Origin of the sequence: Pseudomonas simiae (assembly GCF_900111895.1) — a bacterium.
GTDB lineage: Bacteria > Pseudomonadota > Gammaproteobacteria > Pseudomonadales > Pseudomonadaceae > Aquipseudomonas > Aquipseudomonas simiae.
In genome coordinates, this window is record NZ_FOKB01000003.1 from 538864 (window position 1) to 562380 (window position 23517).

Here is a 23517-nt window from a genome sequence, read left to right on the forward strand (position 1 = left end):
AGTCAATGCGCTTGGGGGGAGAAGTCGTCGTCATGGTGGAATTGGCCAGATCATTCATGCGCACACCCTAGCGATCCTGTATGACAGAAAGATGACAGTGCAGTGACGCAACAAAGCCGCCGCGAAGCAAGGCTGGCAGCGGACTAGAAAATTCGGATGCGGGGCCGGTACTCCGGCCCCGCAGAGGCAATCAGTTGCCTTCTTTCAGACCCAGTTCAGCCAGGGCCTTGGCGGCGACTTTGGCTGGCAGTGGGATGTAGCCGTCTTTCACCACAACTTCCTGGCCCTGTTTGGACAGAACCAGCTTCACGAACTCAGCTTCCAGCGGGGCCAGAGGCTTGTTCGGGGCTTTGTTGACGTAAACGTAGAGGAAGCGCGACAGCGGGTATTTGCCGTTCAGGGCGTTTTCTTCACTGTCTTCGATGAAATCCGTGCTGCCTTTCTTGGCCAGGGCCACGGTTTTCACGCTGGCGGTCTTGTAGCCAATGCCCGAGTAACCGATGCCGTTCAGCGAGGAGCTGATCGACTGCACGACCGAAGCCGAGCCAGGTTGTTCGTTCACGTTTGGCTTGTAGTCGCCTTTGCACAGGGCTTCTTCTTTGAAGTAGCCGTAGGTGCCGGAAACCGAGTTACGACCGAACAGTTGTACTGGCTTGTTGGCCAGGTCGCCGGTCACACCCAGGTCACCCCAGGTTTTCACGTCGGCTTTGCCACCGCACAGACGCGTCGAGGAGAAGATCGCGTCGACTTGTTCCATGGTCAGGTGCTGGATCGGGTTGTCCTTGTGCACGAACACAGCCAGGGCATCCACGGCAACCGGGATAGCGGTTGGCTTGTAGCCGTACTTCTGCTCGAAGGCCGCCAGTTCGGTGTCCTTCATCTTGCGGCTCATCGGGCCCAGGTTGGAGGTGCCTTCAGTCAGCGCAGGTGGCGCGGTAGCGGAGCCGGCAGCTTGAATCTGGATGTTGACGTTCGGGTATTCCTTTTTGTAACCCTCGGCCCACAGGGTCATCAGGTTAGCCAGGGTATCGGAACCAACGCTGGACAAGTTGCCCGACACACCAGTGGTCTTAACATAAGCCGGAATTGCCGGGTCAACACCAGCGGCCACCGCGTTGGCGGTCGCAACGCCAGCAGCGACAAAAGTCATTGCCGCCATCAAACGTTTCAGTTTCATGCCTTGCTCCTAGCAGATAGGGATAGTTGGATCGGGGCCAAGTATCGGGAGGCCGTGTGAACACTCTATGTCTGGAATGTGACAGTTAGATGAAAGGCCACTATTGGCAAGGAGAAGGGGCATAGCGAGGCGTTGCCATCGCTCCCACGCAGGGCGCGGGAGCGGTCATTGTCAAAGCGTCAGCGCGAACGCTTCCACAGATACCCACCCACCACCATCCCCATCAAGCACAGCGCGGCAACGTAATAGGCCGGGCCCATCGGGCTTTCCTTCATCAGCAGCGACACTGCCAGCGGCGTCAGCCCGCCGAACACGGCATAGGCCACGTTGTAGGAAAACGACAAGCCGCTGAAACGCACCACGGGCGGGAAGGCTTTGACCATCACGTACGGCACCACGCCGATGGTGCCTACGAACAGGCCGGTCAGGGCGTACAGCGGGAACAACCAATCCGGGTGGGCCATGAGGCTGTGATACAGCGTCCAGGACGTTGCCAACAACAGCGCACAACCGGTAACCAGCACGCGGCCGGCACCGAAGCGGTCAGCCAATGCGCCCGAGGCTATGCAGCCCAGGCTCAGGGTGACGATGGCCAGGCTATTGGCCTGCAGCGCCACGGTCGGGCTGAAGTGGTAGACGGTCTGCAGCACGGTCGGGGTCATCAGGATGACCACCACCACGCCAGCTGACAGCAGCCAGGTCAGCAGCATCGACAACACGATAGCGCCGCGGTGATCCCGCAGTACCGCGCGCAATGGCAGCTCGGCGGCCAGGGTCTTGCGCTGCTGCATCTCGGCGAAGATCGGCGTTTCATGCAGCCAGCGACGCAGGTACACCGACAACAGGCCGAACACGCCGCCGAGCAGGAACGGGATCCGCCAGGCGAAATCCGAGACCTGCTCCGGGCTATAGAGCGTGTTGATCGCAGTGGCCACCAGCGAACCCAGCAAAATACCGGCAGTGAGGCCGCTGGTCAGGGTGCCACAGGCGTAGCCGATGTGACGCGGCGGTACGTGTTCGGAGACGAACACCCAGGCGCCAGGCACTTCACCACCAATCGCGGCGCCCTGGATGATGCGCATCAGCAGCAACAGCACCGGTGCCCACAGACCGATCTGCGCGTAGGTTGGCAGCAGGCCCATGATCAGGGTCGGCACGGCCATCATGAAGATGCTCAGGGTGAACATCTTCTTGCGACCCAACAGGTCACCGAAGTGCGCCATGATGATGCCGCCCAGGGGGCGTGCCAGGTAGCCGGCGGCGAAGATGCCGAAGGTCTGCATCATGCGCAGCCATTCAGGCATGTCCACGGGGAAGAAGAGTTTTCCGACCACGGTGGCGAAAAACACGAAAATGATGAAATCATAAAACTCCAGCGCCCCGCCCAAGGCAGACAGCGACAGGGTTTTGTAGTCGTTGCGGGTCAGCGGGCGCGACGGTTGCGCACTGCTTGCGGGCACGGAGGACATAGCAAGGCTTCTCTTATAGTAATCAGGATGGCAAGCGGGACTTGCGGCAGGTTTGGCAAGATAGCAAATCGCTAGAAAAAGCACAGCGTTGAGCGAATAACCATTTATAGGGGCGCAATATTCCCCTTTCCTGCTGTTTATTTGCGCCGATAAGCACAGTTGCCGGAAAAAGCCGCGATACAGCCGCTAAATGCCGACCAAATGAACGCCCAGAGGTCGTCGTGGCGCCAGGGTCTCGATATACTCGGCCCTTGCAAGCGCAAGAACCGCAGTCTTGAGGGGCTGCTGTGCCAAAACGTCGTTGGGCGCCATCCAGCCGATTTGGCAGAGTTTCCCTTTAGTACGCCTTACGAGAAACGCATCACGCGGTGTATGTTGGTGCTGAAACGTTTTTTTCGAAGACGGCTATCCACTTGAAATACCCATGAAGCGTTACGGGTCAGAGGCCCTCGGCATGATCGAACTCGAACAAGAAGATCCTATCCCGCAAGGCGACCTCGCCCTGCAAATCACCGCGCTCCCGCGTGAAACCAACGGTTTTGGCGACATCTTCGGCGGCTGGCTGGTCGCGCAGATGGACTTGGCCGGCACCGCCATGGCCAGCAAGGTTGCAGGCGGGCGTGTCGCCACTGTGGCCATTGATCGCATGGCGTTCCTGGTGCCGGTCGCGGTGGGCGCACAGCTCTCCTTTTATACCCAGGCCCTGGAAATCGGCCGCAGCTCGATCCAGATGATGGTCGAAGTGTGGAGCGACGACCCGCTGTCCAGCGAATGGCGCAAGGTGACCGAGGCGGTATTTGTATTCGTCGCCATCGACGGCAGCGGCCGCACGCGCTCGGTTCCATCGCGCGCACGTTAAACCTCGCCGGGTTTTGACGGTCAATTGCCCCATTGCCTGCCATGAAGAGTGCTTTGTTATGCCGACGCCCCACGTTGAAACCGTGAAAATCGACGAGCTGGATTGCTGGCGCATCCGCCACAACGGTGCCGAACTGATAGTGGCCCAACAGGGCGCGCATCTCTTCAGTTATGGGCGCGACGGCGAACAGCCACTGATCTGGCCGAATCCTGAAGCGGTGTTCAAAAAGGGCAAGGGCATTCGCACCGGCGTACCGGTGTGCTGGCCGTGGTTTGGCGTATTTGACCGCAACCCGCAGAGCGTGAAAGCGATGCGTCAGAGCGAGCAGCCCGCTGGCGCACACGGTTTCGTGCGCACAGCGTTGTGGGAATTGGCCGCGACCGAGCTTGAAGGTGAAGCGCTACGCGTGGATCTGGTACTGCCGGTGCCGGCAGGCGGCTTTCCTGGTTGGCCCCATCAGGTCGACCTGACACTGAGCCTGCTGCTGGATGAGCAACTGCATATCCGCCTGACCAGCCACAACCGTGGTACCGACACCGTGACCCTCAGCCAGGCGCTGCACACCTACTTCGCCGTAAGCGATGTGCGCAATGCGCAGGTCGAAGGGCTGGACGGGCGCGCCTATATCGATACCGCCGACGGCTGGACCGAAAAGACACAATCCGGCCTGCTGCACTTCACCGCCGAGACCGATCGCATCTACCTCGATACGCCGTCACAGTTGACTATCGTCGACAAAGACTGGCAACGCCGTATCCAGCTCACCAGCGAAGGCTCAAAGTCGACCGTGATCTGGAACCCGTGGACCGAACGCGCCAAGGCATTTGACGACATGGCCGATGATGGCTGGACAGGCATGCTGTGCATCGAGACGGCGAATGTGCTGGATGACGTGGTGAGCCTGGCACCGGGTGAAAGCCATACGCTGGGCGTGAGCATCGCCGCTATAGCCCTGTAAGCCCAATCGAAATGTGGGAGCGGCGGTGAGACTTGCTCGCTCCCACATTGGGTCATGTGCCGCGCCTTATAAATCCGACTCCTTCACCACCCGTACTTTCCCCGCATCCAGCGCATACGCCGCATCGGCCAGGTCATTGTTGACCTTCTCCACCTTCAGCGTGCCCGTGACCCACAGCGGCGTGTAGATATCATCCAGCTTCAGCCCCTTGGGATAGCGCACCAGCACCAGCTGATTGGGCGGCGGCGGCGGCACGTGGATACAGGCGCCCGGATACGGTACAAGGAAGAACAAAGTACTTCGGCCCTTGGCGTCGGTTTCCAACGGCACCGGGTAGCCGCCGATGCGGATGTTCTTGCCGTTCATGGCGGCCACGGTCTTGGTGGAATACATCACCGCCGGCAAGCCTTTGCTTTGCTTGAGGCCACCTTTGTCGGTGAAGGTGCCCTGGGCTTCGGGGGAGTTGTGATCGATCTCGGGCATGGCTTCGAGGGCTTTCTGGTCGGAAAGCGGCATCAGGTCGAGCCAGTCGGTTTCCGGCAGTTCACCGGCGTGCGCCAGGCCAGGGCCCAGCAAAAGGAGAGTCAACAGAAGACGGCGCATGGAGAAGCTCGGCAAGTACAAGTGCCGAGCATTCTAGCCCCCTGCGCCTGCGCAGCGCAGAGGACTTTGTCGGCTGATTACTTCTTTTTGATCAGGCCGTAGATCACCAGCAACACAATGGCACCCACCAGCGCGCCGATGAAACCTGCACCTTGACCGGCCTGGTAGATACCCAGTGCCTGACCACCGTAGGTCGCGGCCAGAGAGCCAGCGATACCCAACAGGATGGTCATGATCCACCCCATGCTGTCGTCGCCTGGTTTCAGGAAACGCGCCAGCAGGCCGACGATCAAGCCGATAAAAATGGTTCCGATGATACCCATGGCATTTCCCTCTGATTGAAGTGAGCTATGCCAAAGCCTAGTCAGGCTTTGGCATCCTGCAATCAGAGAGACGACGGTCACCAATGGTTCCCGTCGGGCTCACCTTATTGCTCGGCGATCAGCGCTTCAACCTTGAGGATCTGCGCTTCCAGCGTTGCGCGGTCCTTGCAGCGCAGGTTGGCGTGGCCGACCTTGCGCCCGGCCTTGAAGGCCTTGCCGTAGTGGTGCAGGTGGCAGTCGTCGATGGCGATGACTTTTTCCACCGCAGGCACGGTGCCGATGAAGTTGAGCATGGCGCTCTCGCCGACTTTGGCCGTGGAGCCCAATGGCAAGCCCGCAACCGCCCGCAGGTGGTTTTCGAACTGGCTGCACTCGGCGCCTTCGGTGGTCCAGTGCCCGGAGTTGTGCACGCGTGGGGCGATTTCGTTGGCCTTGAGGCCACCGTCGACTTCAAAGAACTCGAACGCCATCACGCCTACATAATCCAGTTGCTTGAGCACACGGCTGGAATAATCTTCCGCCAAAGCCTGCAACGGGTGGTCGGTGCTGGCCACTGACAGCTTGAGGATGCCGCTGTCGTGGGTGTTGTGCACCAGCGGGTAGAAACGGGTTTCGCCATCACGGGCACGCACGGCGATCAGCGAGACTTCGCCGGTGAACGGTACGAAGCCTTCCAGCAGGCAGGCGACGCTGCCCAGTTCGGCGAAGGTGCCGACCACATCAGCTTCAGTGCGCAGGACTTTCTGGCCCTTGCCGTCATAACCCAGGGTGCGGGTTTTCAGCACGGCCGGCAGGCCGATGCTGGCGACTGCAGCGTCCAGGTCTGCCTGGGACTGGATATCGGCGAAGGCCGGGGTCGGAATGCCCAGGTCCTTGAACATGCTCTTCTCGAACCAGCGGTCACGGGCAATGCGCAAGGCTTCGGCGCTGGGGTACACCGGGACGAACTGCGACAGGAACGCAACGGTTTCGGCCGGGACGCTTTCGAACTCGAAGGTCACCAAGTCGACTTCGTCGGCCAGTTGGCGCAAGTGGTCCGGGTCGCTGTAGTCAGCGCGCAGGTGTTCACCCAAGGCAGCCGCGCAGGCGTCCGGCGCCGGGTCCAGGAAAGCGAAGTTCATCCCCAGCGGGGTTCCCGCCAGAGCCAGCATGCGACCCAGTTGGCCGCCACCGATTACACCGATTTTCATCGTCAACAACCTCAGGCGATGCGTGGGTCTGGATTGTCCAGCACGCTGTCTGTCTGCTCAGCACGGAATTTCTTCAGCACCGCGTGGAACTGCGGGTGCTTGGCGCCCAGGATGCTGGCGGACAGCAACGCGGCGTTGATCGCACCGGCCTTGCCGATCGCCAGGGTCGCCACCGGGATACCGGCCGGCATCTGCACGATGGACAACAGCGAATCCACACCCGAGAGCATCGACGACTGCACCGGCACACCGAGCACCGGCAGGTGGGTCTTGGCCGCACACATGCCTGGCAGGTGCGCCGCACCGCCGGCACCGGCGATGATCACCTCGATGCCACGGGATTCTGCTTCATCGGCATACTGGAACAGCAAATCCGGGGTGCGGTGGGCAGAGACCACCTTCACTTCATACGGAATGCCGAGTTTTTCCAGCATATCGGCGGTGTGGCTAAGGGTGGACCAATCGGACTTGGAGCCCATGATCACGCCAACCAATGCACTCATCGTCGTGCCTCTTCTCTCTGGGCGCCCGCAGGCGCGTCAAAAAACAACAAGCCACGCGGGAAATCCGGCGTGGCTTGTTGTACGAATTAAGGCCGGTTGGACCGGCCGAAGGCCGCGCAGTATACCGTAATAATCAAGATAAACAGCCCCTGGAATGACCATCTGTCCAGTGGCGCAAACCGGCGGTTTTATTGACTCAAGAGTCAGCCAGGGACGCTGTAAAACCCTGTGGGAGTAGGCTTGCTCTCGAATGCGCTGGAGCAGTCAAAATAGCGGTGTCTGATACACCGTCTTCGCGAGCAAGCCCGCTCCCACAGTTGATCTGCATCGCGCTCAGGCGCTTTGGGCCGCGCCACCTTCCAACTTGCGCCACAACAACCGCACGTTCGCCTTGCGCACCAACGCACAGCGATACAGGCGGATCTCCAGCGGCACATGCCATTGCGGGCCGCCGCACACCACCAGTTCGCCACGGGCCAACTCCGCCCGTACGCTAAGTTGCGGTACCCAGGCGATGCCCAGGCCTTCCAGGGCCATGCTCTTGAGGCTGTCCGCCATGGCGGTTTCGTACACGGTGGTAAAACGCAGCGCACGCTGGCGCAGCAGCAAATGCACCGAACGCCCGAGGAACGCGCCGGCGCTGTAGGCCAGCAGCGGCACACTGCCCTCGCCTTCCAGATCGAACAGCGGCTTGCCGTCGGCATCAGCGGCGCACACCGGGAGCATTTCGGTGTTGCCCAGGTGCAGCGACGGGAAGATCTCGGCGTCCATCTGCATGGCGGCGTCCGGATCGTAGAACGCCAGCATCAGATCACAGCCGCCTTCGCGCAGCGCGTGTACCGCGTCACCGACGTTGGTGGCGACCAGGCGCGTGGCGATGTTCAAGCCTTCGTTACGCAATTGTGCGATCCAGCGCGGGAAGAACCCCAGGGCCAGGGAGTGGGCGGCTGCCACTTGCATGACTTCGCCCTGCCCGCCTTCCAGGTGATGCAAATGGCGCAGAACCTCGCCGAGCTGTTCAACCACCGTGCGCGCAGTCACCAGGAACAACTGCCCCGCTGCCGTCAATTCCACCGGCGTGCGCGAGCGGTTGACCAGGGTCAGGCCCAACGCCGCCTCCAGGCTACGGATACGTCGGCTGAACGCCGGCTGGGTCACAAAGCGTCGCTCTGCCGCCTGGGAAAAGCTGCGGGTGGCCGCCAAGGCGCTGAAGTCTTCCAGCCATTTGCTCTCAAGGTTCATCACTTCCTCCCACGGGTATGCACCATTTTGGCACACACGCCCGTCATGATAACCGGGTCACACCTGCATTATGCCGTTTGTGCATAGGCCAGTGTTTAACAGCATTGGCCCAAAAAGTTCTACAAGCCTAGCATTCGCAGCGTTCCGGCCAGTTCCGGGTCCATATCGAGATGATTTCCGTCATGTCCTCCGCTGCATCTTTCCGTACCGAAAAAGACCTGCTTGGCGTACTCGAAGTACCTGCTCAAGCGTATTACGGCATCCAGACCCTGCGAGCGGTGAACAACTTCCGCCTCTCGGGCGTTCCGATTTCGCATTACCCGAAATTGGTGGTCGGTCTGGCAATGGTCAAGCAAGCGGCGGCTGACGCCAACCGCGAACTGGGCCAGCTCAGCGAAGCCAAGCACGCTGCCATCAGCGAAGCCTGTGCCCGCCTGATCCGCGGCGATTTCCACGAAGAGTTCGTGGTGGACATGATTCAAGGCGGCGCTGGCACTTCAACCAACATGAATGCCAACGAAGTCATCGCCAACATCGCGTTGGAGGCCATGGGCCACAACAAGGGCGAATACCAGTACCTGCACCCCAACAACGACGTGAACATGGCGCAGTCGACCAACGACGCCTACCCGACCGCGATCCGCCTGGGTCTGCTGCTGGGCCATGACGCGCTGCTCGCCAGCCTCGACAGCCTGATCCAGGCCTTCGCCGCCAAGGGCGAAGAGTTCAGCCACGTGCTGAAAATGGGCCGCACCCAGTTGCAAGACGCCGTGCCGATGACCCTCGGCCAGGAATTCCGCGCCTTCGCCACCACCCTGGGCGAAGACCTGGCGCGCCTGAAGACCCTCGCGCCCGAGCTGCTGACCGAAGTCAACCTGGGCGGCACCGCCATCGGTACCGGCATCAACGCCGACCCGCGTTACCAGGCCCTGGCTGTACAACGCCTGGCCGTTATCAGCGGCCAACCGGTTGTTCCAGCCGCCGACCTGATCGAAGCCACCTCCGACATGGGCGCCTTTGTACTGTTCTCCGGCATGCTCAAGCGCACTGCGGTGAAGCTGTCGAAGATCTGCAACGACCTGCGCCTGCTGTCCAGCGGCCCACGCACCGGCATCAACGAGATCAACCTGCCAGCGCGTCAGCCAGGCAGCTCGATCATGCCCGGCAAGGTCAACCCGGTGATTCCGGAAGCCGTGAACCAGGTAGCGTTCCAGGTCATCGGTAACGACCTGGCCCTGACCATGGCAGCCGAAGGTGGCCAACTGCAACTGAACGTGATGGAGCCGCTGATCGCCTTCAAGATCTTCGACTCGATCCGCCTGCTGCAACGCGCCATGGACATGCTGCGCGAACACTGCATCGTCGGCATCACCGCCAACGAAGCGCGCTGCCGCGAACTGGTGGAGCACTCCATCGGCCTGGTCACCGCGCTGAACCCGTACATCGGCTATGAAAACGCCACCCGCATCGCGCGTATCGCCCTCGAAAGCGGCCGCGGCGTGCTGGAACTGGTGCGCGAAGAAGGCTTGCTCGACGACGCCATGCTCGACGACATCCTGCGCCCCGAAAACATGATTGCTCCACGCTTGGTTCCCCTGAAGGCCTAAGCGTTTGTTGCACCGCTCACCAGGTTGAGGGACTAGACACCTCTCACCTTTTGAGGGCCTGAAGGCTCGTTCTTCAGGCCCTTTTTTTTGCCTCAAGGTTGTGAAATGACGCCCATAAAAAATCCAATATCGCCCTGCAAACCCTCCTTGCCCAACTCGAGCGTGCTGAAACCTTTAATCGGCCTGTGCAGACGGATCACGCTCGCCTAGGTATAGTGCCGCCCCTCTTCGCGTCAGAGATCGTCGTTATCGAGGTCCTGGACAGCGCGAAACCGCATGAATAACAACACCCGCAAAAGGATTGGGGTCCAAGCGTCGTGCACTGCCTGGTGCCGAGCGATGCATTGAACCGTCCTGCGTTTGCCATTAGAAAAATCAGCGAGGAACACTCCATGCTCGAAGTCATCAACGACTTCCTCTCAGGGAAAGTACTGATCGTGCTCATTGTCGGGCTCGGCGGTTATTTCACGATTCGCTCGCGTTTCGTTCAGTTGCGCCACTTTTTCCACATGTTCTCGGTGTTTAAAGACAGCCTCAAAAGCAGCGCCGGCCAGCTCAGCTCCTTCCAGGCGCTGATGCTCAGCCTGGCCGGCCGCGTGGGTGCCGGTAACATCGCGGGTGTCGGCATTGCCGTGACCCTGGGTGGTCCCGGTGCCGTGTTCTGGATGTGGGTCACCGCGTTGGTCGGCATGTCGTCGAGCTTCATCGAGTGCTCCCTCGGCCAGTTGTACAAGCGCACCGACGCCGAAGGCACCTACCGTGGCGGTCCGGCCTACTACATCCAGCACGGCCTGCAGAAGCGCTGGCTGGGTATGGTCATGGCATTCCTGCTGCTGGTGACCTTCGGTTTTGCGTTCAACGGCCTGCAAGCCCATGCCGTGACTCACTCGCTGAACAACGCCTTTGGCCTGGACACCACCTACACCGGCCTGGCCCTGGCCGTATTGCTGGGCCTGGTGTTCATCGGTGGGATCAAGCGCATCGCCTCGATTGCCGACCTGCTGGTACCGGTCAAGACCCTGGTCTACATCGCGGTAACCCTGTACGTGATCGTGCTGCAATTCGACCACGTACCCGCCATGCTCGCGACCATCGTCAAGAGCGCTTTCGGCCTCGACCAAGCCTTCGGCGGCCTGGTGGGCAGCGCGATCATCATGGGTGTGAAGCGCGGCGTGTTCGCCAACGAAGCCGGTTTGGGCAGTGCGCCTAACGTGGCAGCCGTGGCGTCGGTAGAGCATCCGATCGCCCAAGGCGTGGTGCAGGCGTTCAGCGTGTTCCTCGACACCTTCGTGATCTGCACCTGTACCGCGTTGCTGATCCTGCTTTCCGGCTTCTACACCCCAGGCTTCGAAGGCGACGGCATTGCCCTGACCCAGAACTCCCTGGCGGCCGTGGTCGGCGACTGGGGTCGCATGTTTATCTCGGTGGCCCTGGCGTTGTTCGTGTTCACCTCGATCATGTACAACTACTACCTCGGCGAGAGCAACCTGCGCTTCCTGGTCGGCAACAACCGCAAGGTGTTGATGGGCTACCGCGCGCTGGTGCTGGTGCTGATTTTCTGGGGTTCCATCGAGAACCTGAGCACCGTGTTTGCCTTCGCCGACATCACCATGACGATGCTGGCGTTCGTCAACCTGTTCGCCCTGGCGTTCCTGTTCAAGATCGCCATGCGCATCCTGAACGACTACGACAACCAGCGCGCGGCGGGTATCAAGACGCCGGTGTTCGACTCCAGTCAGTTTCCTGATCTGGACCTGGACCGTAAGGCGTGGCCGGCGAACCCGGTAAAACCTGAAGCAGCAACGTCGGCTGAGCTGAACGCTCAAGTGCAACGCTAAGCGTAGATAGATGACACGCCGCACGACCTTGGGCATGCTCAAGGCCGTGCGGCGTTTTTCGTTCAGGAGAATTATCGATGTCCTCATCCAGTAACGTCATGGTGCTCTACACCGGCGGCACCATCGGCATGCAGGCCAGCACCCATGGCCTGGCTCCCGCATCCGGCTTCGAAGCACGCATGCGCGAACAGCTGGCACACCTGCCAGCGCCTGCCTGGCGCTTCCAGGAAATGGCCCCGTTGATCGACAGCGCCAACATGACCCCCGCTTACTGGCAGCGCCTGCGCACCGCCGTGGTTGAGGCCGTGGACGACGGCTGCGATGCCGTGCTGATCCTGCACGGCACCGACACCCTGGCCTACAGCGCGGCGGCCATGAGCTTTCAACTGCTCGGCCTGCCTGCACCGGTGGTGTTTACCGGCTCGATGCTGCCAGCCGGCGTGCCCGACAGCGATGCCTGGGAAAACGTCAGCGGCGCCCTGGCGGCGCTGGGCAAAGGCATCGCGCCGGGTGTGCACCTGTACTTCCACGGCGCGCTGATGGCACCGACCCGTTGCGCGAAAATTCGCAGCTTCGGTCGCAATCCATTCGCGGCGCTGAATCGCCAGGGCGGTGCTGCGCGTGCAGAGTCCATTCCCAAGGCCTTGGACTATCGCCAGCCCAAAGCCTTGGCCAGCGTCGGCGTGCTGCCTCTGGTGCCGGGCATCGGTGCGGCGCAGTTGGACGCGGTGATTGGCAGCGGCATTCAAGCGCTGATCCTGGAATGTTTCGGCAGCGGCACCGGGCCCAGCGATAACCCCGAGTTCCTCGCCAGCCTTCAGCGTGCGCAGGCGCAAGGTGTGGTCGTGGTCGCGATCACCCAATGCCATGAAGGCGGCGTGGAACTGGACGTCTACGAAGCCGGCAGTCGTTTGCGTGGCGTGGGCGTGTTGTCCGGTGGCGGCATGACCCGTGAGGCCGCGTTCGGCAAGCTCAACGCGCTGATCGGCGCCGGGCTCGATACCCAGGAGGTCCGCCGTCTGGTAGAGCTGGACCTGTGCGGCGAGCTGCGCTGAGCGGCATATAACTTGCTCCACTTCCAGCCATCCTCTGGCTGGAAGCCCCTATGTTGCACTCCCACCTCACGACCCTCAACGCCGTCTCGCTGGTCATTAACGCGTTCAAGGCCGAAGGCTTGCCGGCTGAAACGTTGCTCGCGGGCAGCGGTATCTGCGCCGCCGACTTGAGCCGCGCCGACGCCTGCATCACCACCAACCAGGAGATGCGTGTGTGTACCAACGCAGTCGCGCTGCGGCGGGATATTGGCCTCGAATTGGGCCGCAAGATGCATGTGTCGTCCTACGGCATGCTCGGTTATGCCCTGCTCACCTGTGCCACCTTCGGTGACGCGTTGCGCCTGGCGCTACGCTACCCGGCGCTGTTGGGAACACTTTTCGAGCTGAGCCTGGAAAACGACGGCGAACGTATCTGGCTGACCGCCGCCGATTACCGGGAAACGCCCGCGCTGGAAATGTTCAACGTCGAATTCTGCCTGGTTTCGCTGAAAATCATCTGCGACGACCTGCTGGGCCAGCCGCTGCCGTTACTCGGTGCACGTTTCGAATACAGCGCGCCGGACTATCACGCGCGCTACCACGAGTGCTTCGCGTGCTCGCTGCATTTTGAAGCCAGCGCCAACGCCTTCGCGTTTGATAAGCGCTGGCTCGACCAGCCGCTGCCACTGGCCGACGCCGTCACCCATCAAGCCATGACCGATCGCTGTCGCAAGCAGAACTTGGAGTTTACCGGGCGCCAGGCCTGGCTGGGTCGGATCCGCCATTTGCTCGCCGCCCAGCTCCACGCCGCGCCCGGCATTGAAGGCTTGGCTGCGCAGATGAACTGTTCCGCGCGAACCTTACGTCGGCATTTGCATGACTTGGGCAGCAGCTACCAGGAACTGCTCGATGAGCTGCGCTTCGAGCGCGCCAAGCAGTTGCTGGGGCAGGACGAACTGCCGATCTACCGAATCGCGGAACAGCTCGGTTTCAGTGAAACCGCCAGCTTTCGCCACGCATTTGTACGCTGGAGCGGCGTGGCACCCAGTCAATTTCGCCCCTGACGCCTCGCAATGACGGTTCGATGCGCGCTAGCGGGGCGAATTGCGGTCACACAATTTGGCCGTATTTATCCCCTTTTGGCCGCTCTTGCCGTTTTCTTAAAACCGTCCCGCCGCAAGACTGCATCCACTGATACAGCCTGCGGAGAACAAAAAATGCTGACGATCTACTCAGACGATCATCACCTGCATCACGGTCGGTGCGAATTGATGGACGGGCAACTGATGCCCTGCTTCGAAATGCCCTCGCGCGCGGACCACGTGCTGCAACGGGTCAAGGACCGCGAACTGGGCCCGGTGCAAGCGCCGCAGGATTTTGGCCTGGCGCCGCTGCAACGCATCCACAGCCGCGACTACCTGGAATTTTTCAAAGGCGCCTGGGCGCGCTGGACTGAATTCGCCACGGATGGCGACCTGCTGCCCTATACCTGGCCCGCCCGTACCTTGCGCAGGGTATTGCCCACCAGCCTGCACGGCCAGCTGGGTTACTACAGCTTCGACGGCGGCGCGCCGATTACCGCCGGCACTTGGCAAGCGGCGTACAGCGCAGCGCAAGTCGCGCTCACCGCGCAACAGGCGATCCAGCAAGGCGCCCACAGTGCCTTCGCGCTGTGCCGACCACCGGGACATCACGCCGCCAGCGACTTGATGGGCGGTTATTGCTACCTCAACAACGCCGCCATTGCCGCCCAAGCCTTTCTTGATCAGGGCCACAAAAAGGTCGCGATCCTGGATGTGGACTACCACCACGGCAACGGCACCCAATCGATTTTTTACGCACGCCGCGACGTGCTGTTCACGTCGATCCACGGCCACCCCGAGGCGGAGTTTCCGTTTTTCCTGGGCTATGCCGACGAATTGGGTGAAGGCCCAGGCGAAGGCTTCAATTTCAACTACCCGCTGCCTGCAGGATCCGGCTGGGAGCGCTGGAGTGCAGCGCTTGAGGAAGCCTGTAAAGAGATCGAGCGCTATGGCGCCGACATCATCATCGTGTCCCTGGGTGTGGACACGTTCAAGGACGACCCCATCTCACAGTTCAAACTCGACAGCCCGGACTACCTGGCAATGGGTGCACGCATCGCCGACCTGGGCAAACCCACGCTGTTCGTGATGGAAGGCGGCTATGCCGTGGAAGAAATCGGCATCAATGCCGTCAACGTTCTTGAAGGATTTGAAGGGGCAGCCCAATGAACATGCTCAAGTCACTCGTCCTCTGCGCTGCCGTTATCAGCGGTATGGCCCACGCCGAAGAGAAAACCCTGCGGGTCTACAACTGGTTCGACTACATCACGCCCAAGGCACTGGAAGACTTCAAGGCGCAGAACCCCACGATCAAACTGGTGTATGACATCTTCGACACCAACGAAGCCCTGGAAGCCAAGCTGCTCACCGGCAACGCCGGGTATGACGTGGTGGTGCCATCCAATGTGTTCCTGGCCAAGCAGATCGAGGCCGGAGTTTTCCAACCTCTGGACCGCAGCCAGTTACAGAACTGGAAGCACCTCGACCCCAAGCTGATGAAGCTGATCGAAGCCAATGACCCAGGCAATAAATTTGCCGTGCCGTACATGTACGGCACCATTCTCATCGGTTTCAACCCCGACAAGGTCAAGGCCGCGCTGGGCGTCAATGCGCCGGTGGACAGTTGGGACCTGATCTTCAAAGAAGAAAACATCAGTAAGCTCAAGCAATGCGGTGTGGCCCTGCTCGATTCCCCGTCGGAAATCCTGCCCCTGGCCCTGCAACACCTGGGTCTGGACCCCAACAGCAGCAACCCCAAGGACTATGCAAAGGCCGAAGCGCTGCTGTTGAAGATCCGCCCCTACGTCACTTACTTTCACTCCTCCAAGTACATGGCCGATATCGCCAATGGCGACATCTGCGTGGCCGTCGGTTACTCCGGCAGCTTCTCCCAGGCCGCCAACCGCGCCAGGGACGCCAAAAATGGCGTGACCGTAGATATGCGCCTGCCCAAGGAAGGCGCGCCGATCTGGTTCGACATGCTTGCCATCCCAAAAGGCGCGAAAAACCCGCAGGACGCCTACACCTTCATCAACTACCTGTTGCAACCGCAGGTGATCGCGCCGATCAGCGATTTCGTCGGCTACCCCAACCCGAACAAAGACGCCACCGAACAGGTTGACCCCTCGATTCGCAACAACCCCAACCTGTACCCCACCGAGGCGGCGATGGCCACGCTGTATACCCTTAAACCTTTGGGCCGTGACGCGGAGCGCGCCAGGACCCGAGCCTGGAGCAAGATCAAGTCGGGTATCTGAATACCACCTCCTGACAGACCTGCGCTTTAGCGTGATTGAGGTCTTGAGCTGCATTCGGCAGCCCTCATCACCTTGCCTGTCAGGAGCCCCTCTTGCCCACATTCCCCTCCAGCGCCAAAGATTTACTGACCCAACTGACCACCGGCCCTTCATTACGCGAAGTAGCCGCGGCCACCCTGCGTTCGAGCTTACGCGAGTTGTATCCCGACCTCGACATTGACCCCGACCTGGCGCTTCTGATCACACCCGGCTGGCAAATCACTGCAGAGGTGATCCTGCCCGGTACGCCGCACGCCCAATCGCTTACCGGGGCGCTGTCCCGGTGCGTGATGTCCAACACCACAGTGACCTGGATCGACGGCGAGCATTACCTGATCTATCAAACCACCCTCGGGCCGAACGTGCATCTGCCGGTCAAGGTGGACACTGTCGGCAGCCTGATCAATGAGCTGGCACCGCTGCTGCCCGTCGCGTACCAAGAGCAGCAACTTCTGTTCTGGAACCAGAGCCCGCAAGAGAACGGCCCGCGCTGGCAGAGCTTTGCCAATGCCTTGCGCAGAATCTGGAATATCGAAAGCGTCGAGGGCTGGGATGAAGATGAGTGCAACGTCGCCAGGAACGTTTTTCTCTATCCCGACTACGCCGACCGCCAGCTCCACGACAAGTACAACACCAAGGCCTACCTGATTGATATCGACGTGCAGCAAGCCACGCAGGTCAGCCACTCCAACCTGGCAGCGTTGGCGGTGCTGATCGGGCGCCTCGGGGAGCGTGAAATTATCCTCAGCTATTCGATTGGCACTGGCTACGCCGCCTTCAACAGCCAGAAGGAGTTTGGCGAATCCTTGAGCACTCACGGTGCCATTGCACGGTCTTCCTCGATGCACTGGCGCCTGTTCGAGCCGGCCGGCAATTTTTTCGAGCAACAGGCCTGCACGTTTATAGCCTTGCAAATTCAAGCGATCGGCGCGGTCACCTTCGAAAACGGCGAAGTGGTAGCCACCGTGGCCCAAGCCGCCCCCAGCAACACGGTTGACTTGCTGTCACTGATAGCCCCATCCAGGCTCGACGCGGTTCATCATGCACTGCCCACCTGGTTGCTCGACGCGTCTCCCACCGATCAATCAGCCTATGGGCGATACTCGATGGATGTGGCGGCCCAGCACTTTCAGGACGCGGGTAAAGCCTTTGATGATGGCATCAAGTCCATCGATGAATTCGCCCTGGATGCCATTCATACGCTCATGCTCACTGAGCACCCAGAGGTTGCCCGCGCAACACTCAACAATGTACGGATCACCATTACCAGCGTGCAGGCCTGGGGCACCTTGATTGTGCCGGGCAATACCCAGATCCAAACCCTGACGCTGGCGCAACTGGCCCTGGAAAACCTGATAGCCCTGCCTTTGGGCAACAAAACCGTCAGCTATAAAAACGGCAGCGATGTGCCTGCCTGGATGACGGCTGCCTACCTGGAAGCGTTGATTACCCAGGCGAATGTCGGTGAGCGCTATCCGGCCCTGGTCAAGCGCACACTCCTTGACGACCCGGTCGAATCCCTGCGTCGGCAACAGCTCTACATCGCTCACCTACGCCTGCAATTACCGTTGCTGGCGCTGCAGTGCAAAGTTCAGCGCGTCTTCGGGGTGAGTGAACAAGGCTATCGCTACGTTTGTGCCGCCTTGAGTCCTGACAGCGCGGCCCGTGAAGTCGACGGCGCGGCCATCGTCATTCGCCCGCTGTCCCTGCGCCCCAAGTTGCGCCTGACCGCCTCAGTCGACGTGGTCAGCAACATGTTCATCATTGGTCCTCAAGACCCGAAGAAGGGGCCTTGCCTGCTCTATCGTCCGCTGTCCGATGTACAGTTGATGGAGTTCCCATCGCCCTCCAACCTGCTGTACGCGATCAAGCAAGACACCCCATTGCGCCAATCGGTGCTGGCTTGGCTGCCTGACAATGTGCGCACGGCTTACGCACAGTTTGTCTTTCCCGGCAGCCTGCCCTCGCCCTGGGTGCTCACCAGCCTGGTGAACGACCCGCTGAACGCATTAGTGATGACCGGGCCCATCGACTTGGGGCAGGAGGTACTGCGCGGTGATTACTTCGCAACACTGTTCAAGGCCAACGCCGCTGCAATGGTTACGCTGGCCGATCGCCAATCGCTGTCCAACGCCGAGGCGCGCTGGCAAAGCCTCAAGAACGCCGGGTGGCTGATCTTTAACACCGTGCTGCCGTTCATGGGCCGCTCAGTGGGCGCCGCGACCTGGATCTGGCAACTGATGGATGACTTGCAACAGATGGTCGACGCCAAAGAAATCGACGACCGTACAACCGGCATTTCGGCCCTGGTGGATATCTTCCTGACGCTGGGTATGGTGCTGGCGACGCACGTAGCCACACGGCTTGGGCCTGGATCCGGGCCGGCCATCGAGAAGCCTGGCGTACTGCCAGAGTTGCCACCGCCTGCGGCCAAGCCAGAGCTCATTCAAAAACCTACGGTTGATGGCGTAGGACCTCCCGTCGGCCACGAGCACACCTTGCATATCAGTGGCGCCGTAACCCGCAACTCGTCAAGCCTGGGGACTTTCCTGGACAGTTTCACGTTACCCAAGCCCGATAAATTAGGCGAACAACATACGGTCGCCGGGCCCTACCTGAATCTCTATGCCAAAGACCAACACTGGTACGCCCCGGTGGGTGAGCGATGGTTTGAAGTGATCGTCGATGAAAACGACGCAGTATTGATCGTCGATCCGCAACAACCGGGCCGGCACGGTCCGCTGCTAATCGGTAACCAACTGGGCCAATGGTTTGTCGATACACGCTTGCGTCTTCGTGGCGCAGGCCTGCGCAGTCGGCGCAAAAAAGGTGAAGCCCTCAGGCCACCGAAAATCGCTGACTTACGTCAAAAACTGGAGCTATTTGAAAACACGCGAGCCGAGCGCACTGCCAGTCTTGAAAAACTGCGCAGCGCCATCGACAGTGCTGCGGATGACGCAAAGGAGTTGGCCAGGGCCACCTTTCTCGAACAGATCGATACGCGCCTCAAAGAGATAGACGTGCCGATTTCACAGCTTAAATCCTTGAAGATCATCGACACGGTTCCCAACTACCAGGACGGCATGGCGAGTTACCTGAAACACCAGCTATTGCTGGCGCGTTCAGCCATCTATGAACAAGGAATTCCATTTCGCAAACAGTTGCAAGCCTCACAGGGCCACTTCGATATCGAGAATATTCAAGAAGATACCTGGCCTACGGTTCACTATCGCGACTTGTATACCGCGACACAGGCCATGATCGATCGATTGGAATATGTACGAGAACGCCGCGAGCAGGCCCTGGACCTGGGTGCGTTGGGAGCAGAGCTGGTCCAAAGCGATGATAACTTCGCGTCAGGCCATGACGTTGATGACCTCAAGGCGTTCAAGGTCAGCTTGAGCCACTTCTTGTGCGTAACAGAAGGCGAGTCGCCATCGCGCGTCGATGCCAGGGAGGCCTTACGCCGCATCGTCGACGCGGCGGAGCTGACGGTGCAAAGCTTCAGGGAGGCCGTGCAACCCGTCAATGTGGCCCCCCTGGAGCAATTGATCGAAACACTGGATAGCCTGACGGACCAGTTCTCCAGGGTTGATCAGAACCTCGTGGACCTGCCGGCGGAGTTTCCCACCGACCTCAACAGGCCCGACCTCGAAAACCTGCGCACGCAAGTGGATGAGTTTGCCCAACGCGCAAAGAAACAACTGACGGCCCTGCTTCGCGAGCGCAAAACACTTGAACCCACCCCAGGCCCGTCCAACGCCACCTCCAGAGTGAAGCGTAAGTACATCAAGACGCGCTCTAAGGGGATAGTGGTCGGCGAACAGCGAGAAACTCCCGCTGAAGACGGCAAAGCGCTGGTCGATGTGAAGGAGCCGATGACGGGCAAGGTTATTGCCACCTTCCACGAGAAAGAGCCCGGGGTCTGGGTGGAACAGGAACATGTGCTCAAGCCCGTTCCACGCACCCGGGTCCGCGATCTGCAAATTGCCATCAATTCGGGCCTGGATCTGATCGATGGCGTCGACGCATTTATCACCCGTAAGGAAGCCTGGGCTAAAAAAACCGCACAGCTGCCAGTGGAAATCGAAGAAAGCTTTCATCGGCACGCCAAAAAATTGGAACAGGCCAGCCTGGACATCGAAGACGCATTGACCGCCAGCAACCTGACAGGAATCGACTCGCCGTCAGCCGCGCTGGCCAGCCGCAACCTGGATGAGGCAGGCAAAAAACTGTACCGAGAAGGCAAACGCGTCAAGATCGACGTGCTCAAGCGCCGCCCACCGGAGGCCGCACATATCGAAATACTGTTGCATGAGGGCGCCGTGACGGTCGATCCACCGGTTGGCGAGCGCATTAAACTCAGGGGTCGCGACAAGGGCTATCTACGGGAATACACGGTGGTGGACGCCACAACCAAACTCCCGCTGTGGTATGCACACTTTCACTACCCCACCCCAACCGGTCCGAACGAGGCCTACACCGCGGCCCACCTGAAAACCCACAAGCAGCGAAAGATGGGTGGCCAACGCGAATCGTTGAGCGACATCGCCGTGTACCGTAGAGAAATCGGTCCACAGTTGGCGCGCTCGCTGTTCCTCAAGGCTAAACCACCTCAGCCTGTCGCCTAACCTGTCCAGGCCTTGCGCAACCGGCCCAGCGCCTGCCTGATCGCCGCCTCGGGCACCGCGGCAAACCCCAGCACCAGCCCGGCGCGTTGATCGGGGGGTGTGCTGGAGTCGGGCAACCAGTAGTTGCTCAGGGCACTGATCTCCACCTCAACCGAGCGCGCTTGCGCCAGCAGTTGCTGTTCGCGAGCGAGGCTGTCCACCCGTACTGTAAGGTGCAGGCCCGCAGCGGCATTGGGCGGACTGCCGACGCCCGCCAGCTCGCCCGACCAGGCGTTCAGCAGCGCGTTACGCCGACTGAGTGCAGCACGGCGCATGCGTCGGATATGCCGTTGAAAATGCCCCGTGGCCATGAACTCCGCCATCACCGCCTGGGTGCTGACCTCCGAATGCCGTACATCCACCGCGCGGCGCTGGGCGAACGCCTCCACCAGCGTCGGCGGCAACACCAGGTAACCCAGGCGCAATGCGGGGAATGCGACTTTGCCGAAGGTGCCCACATAAAGCACGCGCCCGCTGCGATCCAAGGCCGCCAGCGGGGCCAACGGGGCGCCGCTGTAGCGATATTCGCCGTCGTAGTCGTCCTCGATGATCCACCCCCCGCTACGCTCGGCCCAGGCCAACAACTCCAGACGCCGGGCCAGGCTCATGACTACGCCCAACGGGTACTGATGAGACGGGGTGACATAGGCCAGGCGGCAATCGCTCAAGGTGTTCAACACGTTGCAATCAATGCCCTCTGCATCCACCGCCACGCCGCGCAGCTGTGCGCCAGCCAACGCGAAGGCATGACCGGCCGCACGGTAGCCAGGGTTTTCAATCGCCACACCATCGCCAGGCGCCACCAGCAACTGTGCACAAAGGCTAATTGCCTGTTGCGCTCCACTGGTGATCACAATTTGCTCAGCCGAGCACTGCATGCCCCGCGAGCTGCGTAGATACGCGGCGATCAGCCCGCGCAATCGCGGGTCGCCTGCGGGGTTGCCGTAACACAGTTGTTCCAAGTCCGGTTTGCGCCAAAAAGCCGCATTCAGCTTGGCCCAAACGTCAAAGGGGAACAGATCAAACGCCGGCACACCCACGCGAAAAGCGCGCGGTGGCCCCGTGGGCGGCAGGGGCAAATGGTTGTTTTCCAAGCGCCCCAGCGCTGCGCTGTGGATAACTTTTACCGGCGCAGCTTGAGGGTTTTGAGAGGGATTTGTGGATAACCCTGGGGATAAGCCTGTTGATAACCCTGTGGACAGGTTTGTGGACAGCTTTTTTGCAGTGGGCAGTTTCGCCACATAAGTTCCGTCACCCACGCGGCTCTCCGTGAAACCCTCGGCATACAGCTGATCGTAGGCACGCACCACGCTGTTGCGGGAGATCGACAGCGCGGCCGCCAAGTCACGGGTAGCAGGCAAGCGCGTGCCACTGACCAGCCGCCCGTCCAGTACTCGTTGGCGCAAGGCGTCATACAGTTGGCGAGTCAGGCCCTGACGGCGATCCAACTCAATACCGGCGGGGTTGAATGACAGGGGTGGCGAGACAGGCGACATATTGGACCTATGAAATTGGTTCCAGATGGCTCTTACAACGAGCCATTAGCCTGCCTACGATGCAAGCATTCGCCAAGGAAAATTTGCATGTACACACCACGCTCATTCGCCCTCGATGATTTGCCCGAACTGCATCAGCTGATCCAACACACTCGCCTGGCGCAAGTGGTGACGTTTGGTGAGCACGGCCTGCTGGCCAGTCACTTGCCACTGCTGCTCAACCCGGATGAGGGCCCGAACGGCACGCTCTACGGGCACCTGGCCAAGGCCAATCCACAATGGCAAGACCTGCACAACGGCAGCGAAACCCTGGTGATCTTTGCCGGTGCCGAGGCCTACATCAGCCCGGCGTTTTACCCGGCCAAGGCCGAGCACGGCAAAGTGGTACCCACCTGGAATTACATCGCCGTGCACGCTTACGGCAAGGCCGAGGTATTCAGCGACGCCCAGCGCCTGCTCGCCGTGGTCACGGCATTGACCGATCGCCACGAAGGCAGTCGCGCGCAGCCGTGGAAAGTCAGCGACGCCCCGGCCGACTACATTGACGGCATGCTCAAAGCCATCGTCGGCTTCGCCCTGCCGATCGAGCGCCTGATCGGTAAACGCAAACTCAGCCAGAACCGCAGCTCGGCGGATATCGCCGGTGTACGCGAAGGCCTTGCCGCCAGCATCGATGTGCGTGACCAGACCCTCGCACGCTTCATTCCCCAAGGAGCCACAGAATGAGCCAGATCGACATCCGCCCAGTCACCGCCGCCGACCACGCCGCTTGGCTGCCGCTGTGGCAAGCGTATCTGACGTTCTACAACACCGAACTGCCCGACGCCGTCACCCAAAGCACCTGGCAGCGCCTGATCGACGCCAGCGAGCCTACCCACTCGGCCCTGGCCTGGCAGGACGGCAAGGCGGTGGGCATGGTCAACTTCATCTACCACCGCTCCAACTGGAGCATCGAGAACTCCTGCTACCTACAGGACCTGCTGGTGGTCCCGACCGAACGCGGCACCGGCGTGGGTCGCAAACTGATCGAGTTCGTCTACGCCACCGCCAAAGCTGACGGTTGCTGCAAGGTCCACTGGCTGACCCACGAGACCAACGCCACCGCGATCCAACTCTACGAACGCATCGCCGAACGCCCTGGCTTCATCCAATTTCGCAAAGGCCTTTAA

19 protein-coding genes are annotated in these 23517 nt (G+C 60.6%); 11 read left to right on the forward strand and 8 right to left on the reverse strand.

Features of this window, described 5'->3' with window-relative positions:
• Positions 1-190: 190 nt before the first annotated feature.
• On the reverse strand, positions 191-1177 hold the full coding sequence (locus tag BMZ57_RS12540) for a phosphate ABC transporter substrate-binding protein PstS (protein WP_010207586.1): 987 nt from the start codon (positions 1175-1177) through the stop codon (positions 191-193).
• Positions 1178-1356: 179 nt separating this feature from the next.
• Entirely contained in the window at positions 1357-2646 is a 1290-nt protein-coding gene (locus BMZ57_RS12545) for an MFS transporter (RefSeq protein WP_010207587.1), read from the reverse strand.
• A 454-nt stretch (positions 2647-3100) separates the two neighbouring features.
• Between BMZ57_RS12545 and BMZ57_RS12550 the strand changes: the two genes are divergently transcribed.
• Positions 3101-3505, forward strand: coding sequence for an acyl-CoA thioesterase (locus tag BMZ57_RS12550; RefSeq protein ID WP_003176975.1), 405 nt, complete (start codon positions 3101-3103; stop codon positions 3503-3505).
• Positions 3506-3563: 58 nt separating this feature from the next.
• Complete coding sequence (locus BMZ57_RS12555; RefSeq protein WP_010207589.1) at positions 3564-4463, forward strand: D-hexose-6-phosphate mutarotase; 900 nt, start codon at positions 3564-3566, stop codon at positions 4461-4463.
• Positions 4464-4529: 66 nt separating this feature from the next.
• Here BMZ57_RS12555 and BMZ57_RS12560 read toward each other — a convergent pair whose 3' ends face one another.
• The 5 genes from BMZ57_RS12560 to BMZ57_RS12580 form a co-directional block, all read right to left on the reverse strand.
• On the reverse strand, positions 4530-5066 hold the full coding sequence (locus tag BMZ57_RS12560) for a DUF3299 domain-containing protein (RefSeq protein ID WP_010207590.1): 537 nt from the start codon (positions 5064-5066) through the stop codon (positions 4530-4532).
• A 77-nt stretch (positions 5067-5143) separates the two neighbouring features.
• Positions 5144-5389, reverse strand: a complete 246-nt coding sequence (locus tag BMZ57_RS12565; protein ID WP_005792540.1) for a GlsB/YeaQ/YmgE family stress response membrane protein — start codon at positions 5387-5389, stop codon at positions 5144-5146.
• Between the two features lie 104 nt (positions 5390-5493).
• On the reverse strand, positions 5494-6579 hold the full coding sequence (locus BMZ57_RS12570; RefSeq protein ID WP_010207591.1) for a 5-(carboxyamino)imidazole ribonucleotide synthase: 1086 nt from the start codon (positions 6577-6579) through the stop codon (positions 5494-5496).
• Positions 6580-6590: 11 nt separating this feature from the next.
• Positions 6591-7082, reverse strand: coding sequence for a 5-(carboxyamino)imidazole ribonucleotide mutase (gene purE / locus BMZ57_RS12575; RefSeq protein WP_003195648.1), 492 nt, complete (start codon positions 7080-7082; stop codon positions 6591-6593).
• Between the two features lie 333 nt (positions 7083-7415).
• Positions 7416-8324: a LysR substrate-binding domain-containing protein gene (locus BMZ57_RS12580; RefSeq protein ID WP_010207593.1), complete on the reverse strand. Its 909-nt coding sequence runs from the start codon at positions 8322-8324 to the stop codon at positions 7416-7418.
• A gap of 182 nt (positions 8325-8506) precedes the next feature.
• Between BMZ57_RS12580 and aspA the strand changes: the two genes are divergently transcribed.
• The 7 genes from aspA to BMZ57_RS12615 all read left to right on the forward strand — a co-directional run bounded on the left by aspA (position 8507) and on the right by BMZ57_RS12615 (position 20813).
• Positions 8507-9931 carry an aspartate ammonia-lyase gene (gene aspA / locus BMZ57_RS12585; protein ID WP_010207594.1) on the forward strand — a complete coding sequence of 475 codons (1425 nt, stop codon included), beginning with the start codon at positions 8507-8509 and terminating at the stop codon, positions 9929-9931.
• Between the two features lie 392 nt (positions 9932-10323).
• Complete coding sequence (locus BMZ57_RS12590; protein ID WP_010207595.1) at positions 10324-11769, forward strand: alanine/glycine:cation symporter family protein; 1446 nt, start codon at positions 10324-10326, stop codon at positions 11767-11769.
• A gap of 77 nt (positions 11770-11846) precedes the next feature.
• Complete coding sequence (locus BMZ57_RS12595; RefSeq protein ID WP_047542435.1) at positions 11847-12824, forward strand: asparaginase; 978 nt, start codon at positions 11847-11849, stop codon at positions 12822-12824.
• A gap of 50 nt (positions 12825-12874) precedes the next feature.
• The gene (locus BMZ57_RS12600; protein WP_010207597.1) at positions 12875-13867 is read left to right on the forward strand and encodes an AraC family transcriptional regulator; all 993 of its coding nucleotides are present in this window, start codon (positions 12875-12877) and stop codon (positions 13865-13867) included.
• 153 nt (positions 13868-14020) lie between these two features.
• Positions 14021-15055: a histone deacetylase family protein gene (locus BMZ57_RS12605; RefSeq protein ID WP_010207599.1), complete on the forward strand. Its 1035-nt coding sequence runs from the start codon at positions 14021-14023 to the stop codon at positions 15053-15055.
• Positions 15052-16143, forward strand: a complete 1092-nt coding sequence (locus BMZ57_RS12610; RefSeq protein WP_010207600.1) for a polyamine ABC transporter substrate-binding protein — start codon at positions 15052-15054, stop codon at positions 16141-16143. Before BMZ57_RS12605 ends, BMZ57_RS12610 begins: the two co-directional genes overlap by 4 nt.
• Before the next feature lie 92 nt (positions 16144-16235).
• Positions 16236-20813, forward strand: coding sequence for a dermonecrotic toxin domain-containing protein (locus BMZ57_RS12615; RefSeq protein ID WP_069672967.1), 4578 nt, complete (start codon positions 16236-16238; stop codon positions 20811-20813).
• Here the strand turns inward: BMZ57_RS12615 and pdxR are convergent.
• Complete coding sequence (pdxR, locus tag BMZ57_RS12620) at positions 20810-22348, reverse strand: MocR-like pyridoxine biosynthesis transcription factor PdxR (protein WP_010207605.1); 1539 nt, start codon at positions 22346-22348, stop codon at positions 20810-20812. The two genes, BMZ57_RS12615 and pdxR, sit on opposite strands and share 4 nt — an antisense overlap.
• A gap of 87 nt (positions 22349-22435) precedes the next feature.
• On the opposite strand from pdxR, the gene BMZ57_RS12625 reads away from it, so the two are divergent.
• Both BMZ57_RS12625 and BMZ57_RS12630 read left to right on the forward strand, forming a co-directional pair.
• On the forward strand, positions 22436-23074 hold the full coding sequence (locus BMZ57_RS12625) for an FMN-binding negative transcriptional regulator (RefSeq protein ID WP_010207606.1): 639 nt from the start codon (positions 22436-22438) through the stop codon (positions 23072-23074).
• Entirely contained in the window at positions 23071-23517 is a 447-nt protein-coding gene (locus BMZ57_RS12630) for a GNAT family N-acetyltransferase (protein WP_069672968.1), read from the forward strand. Before BMZ57_RS12625 ends, BMZ57_RS12630 begins: the two co-directional genes overlap by 4 nt.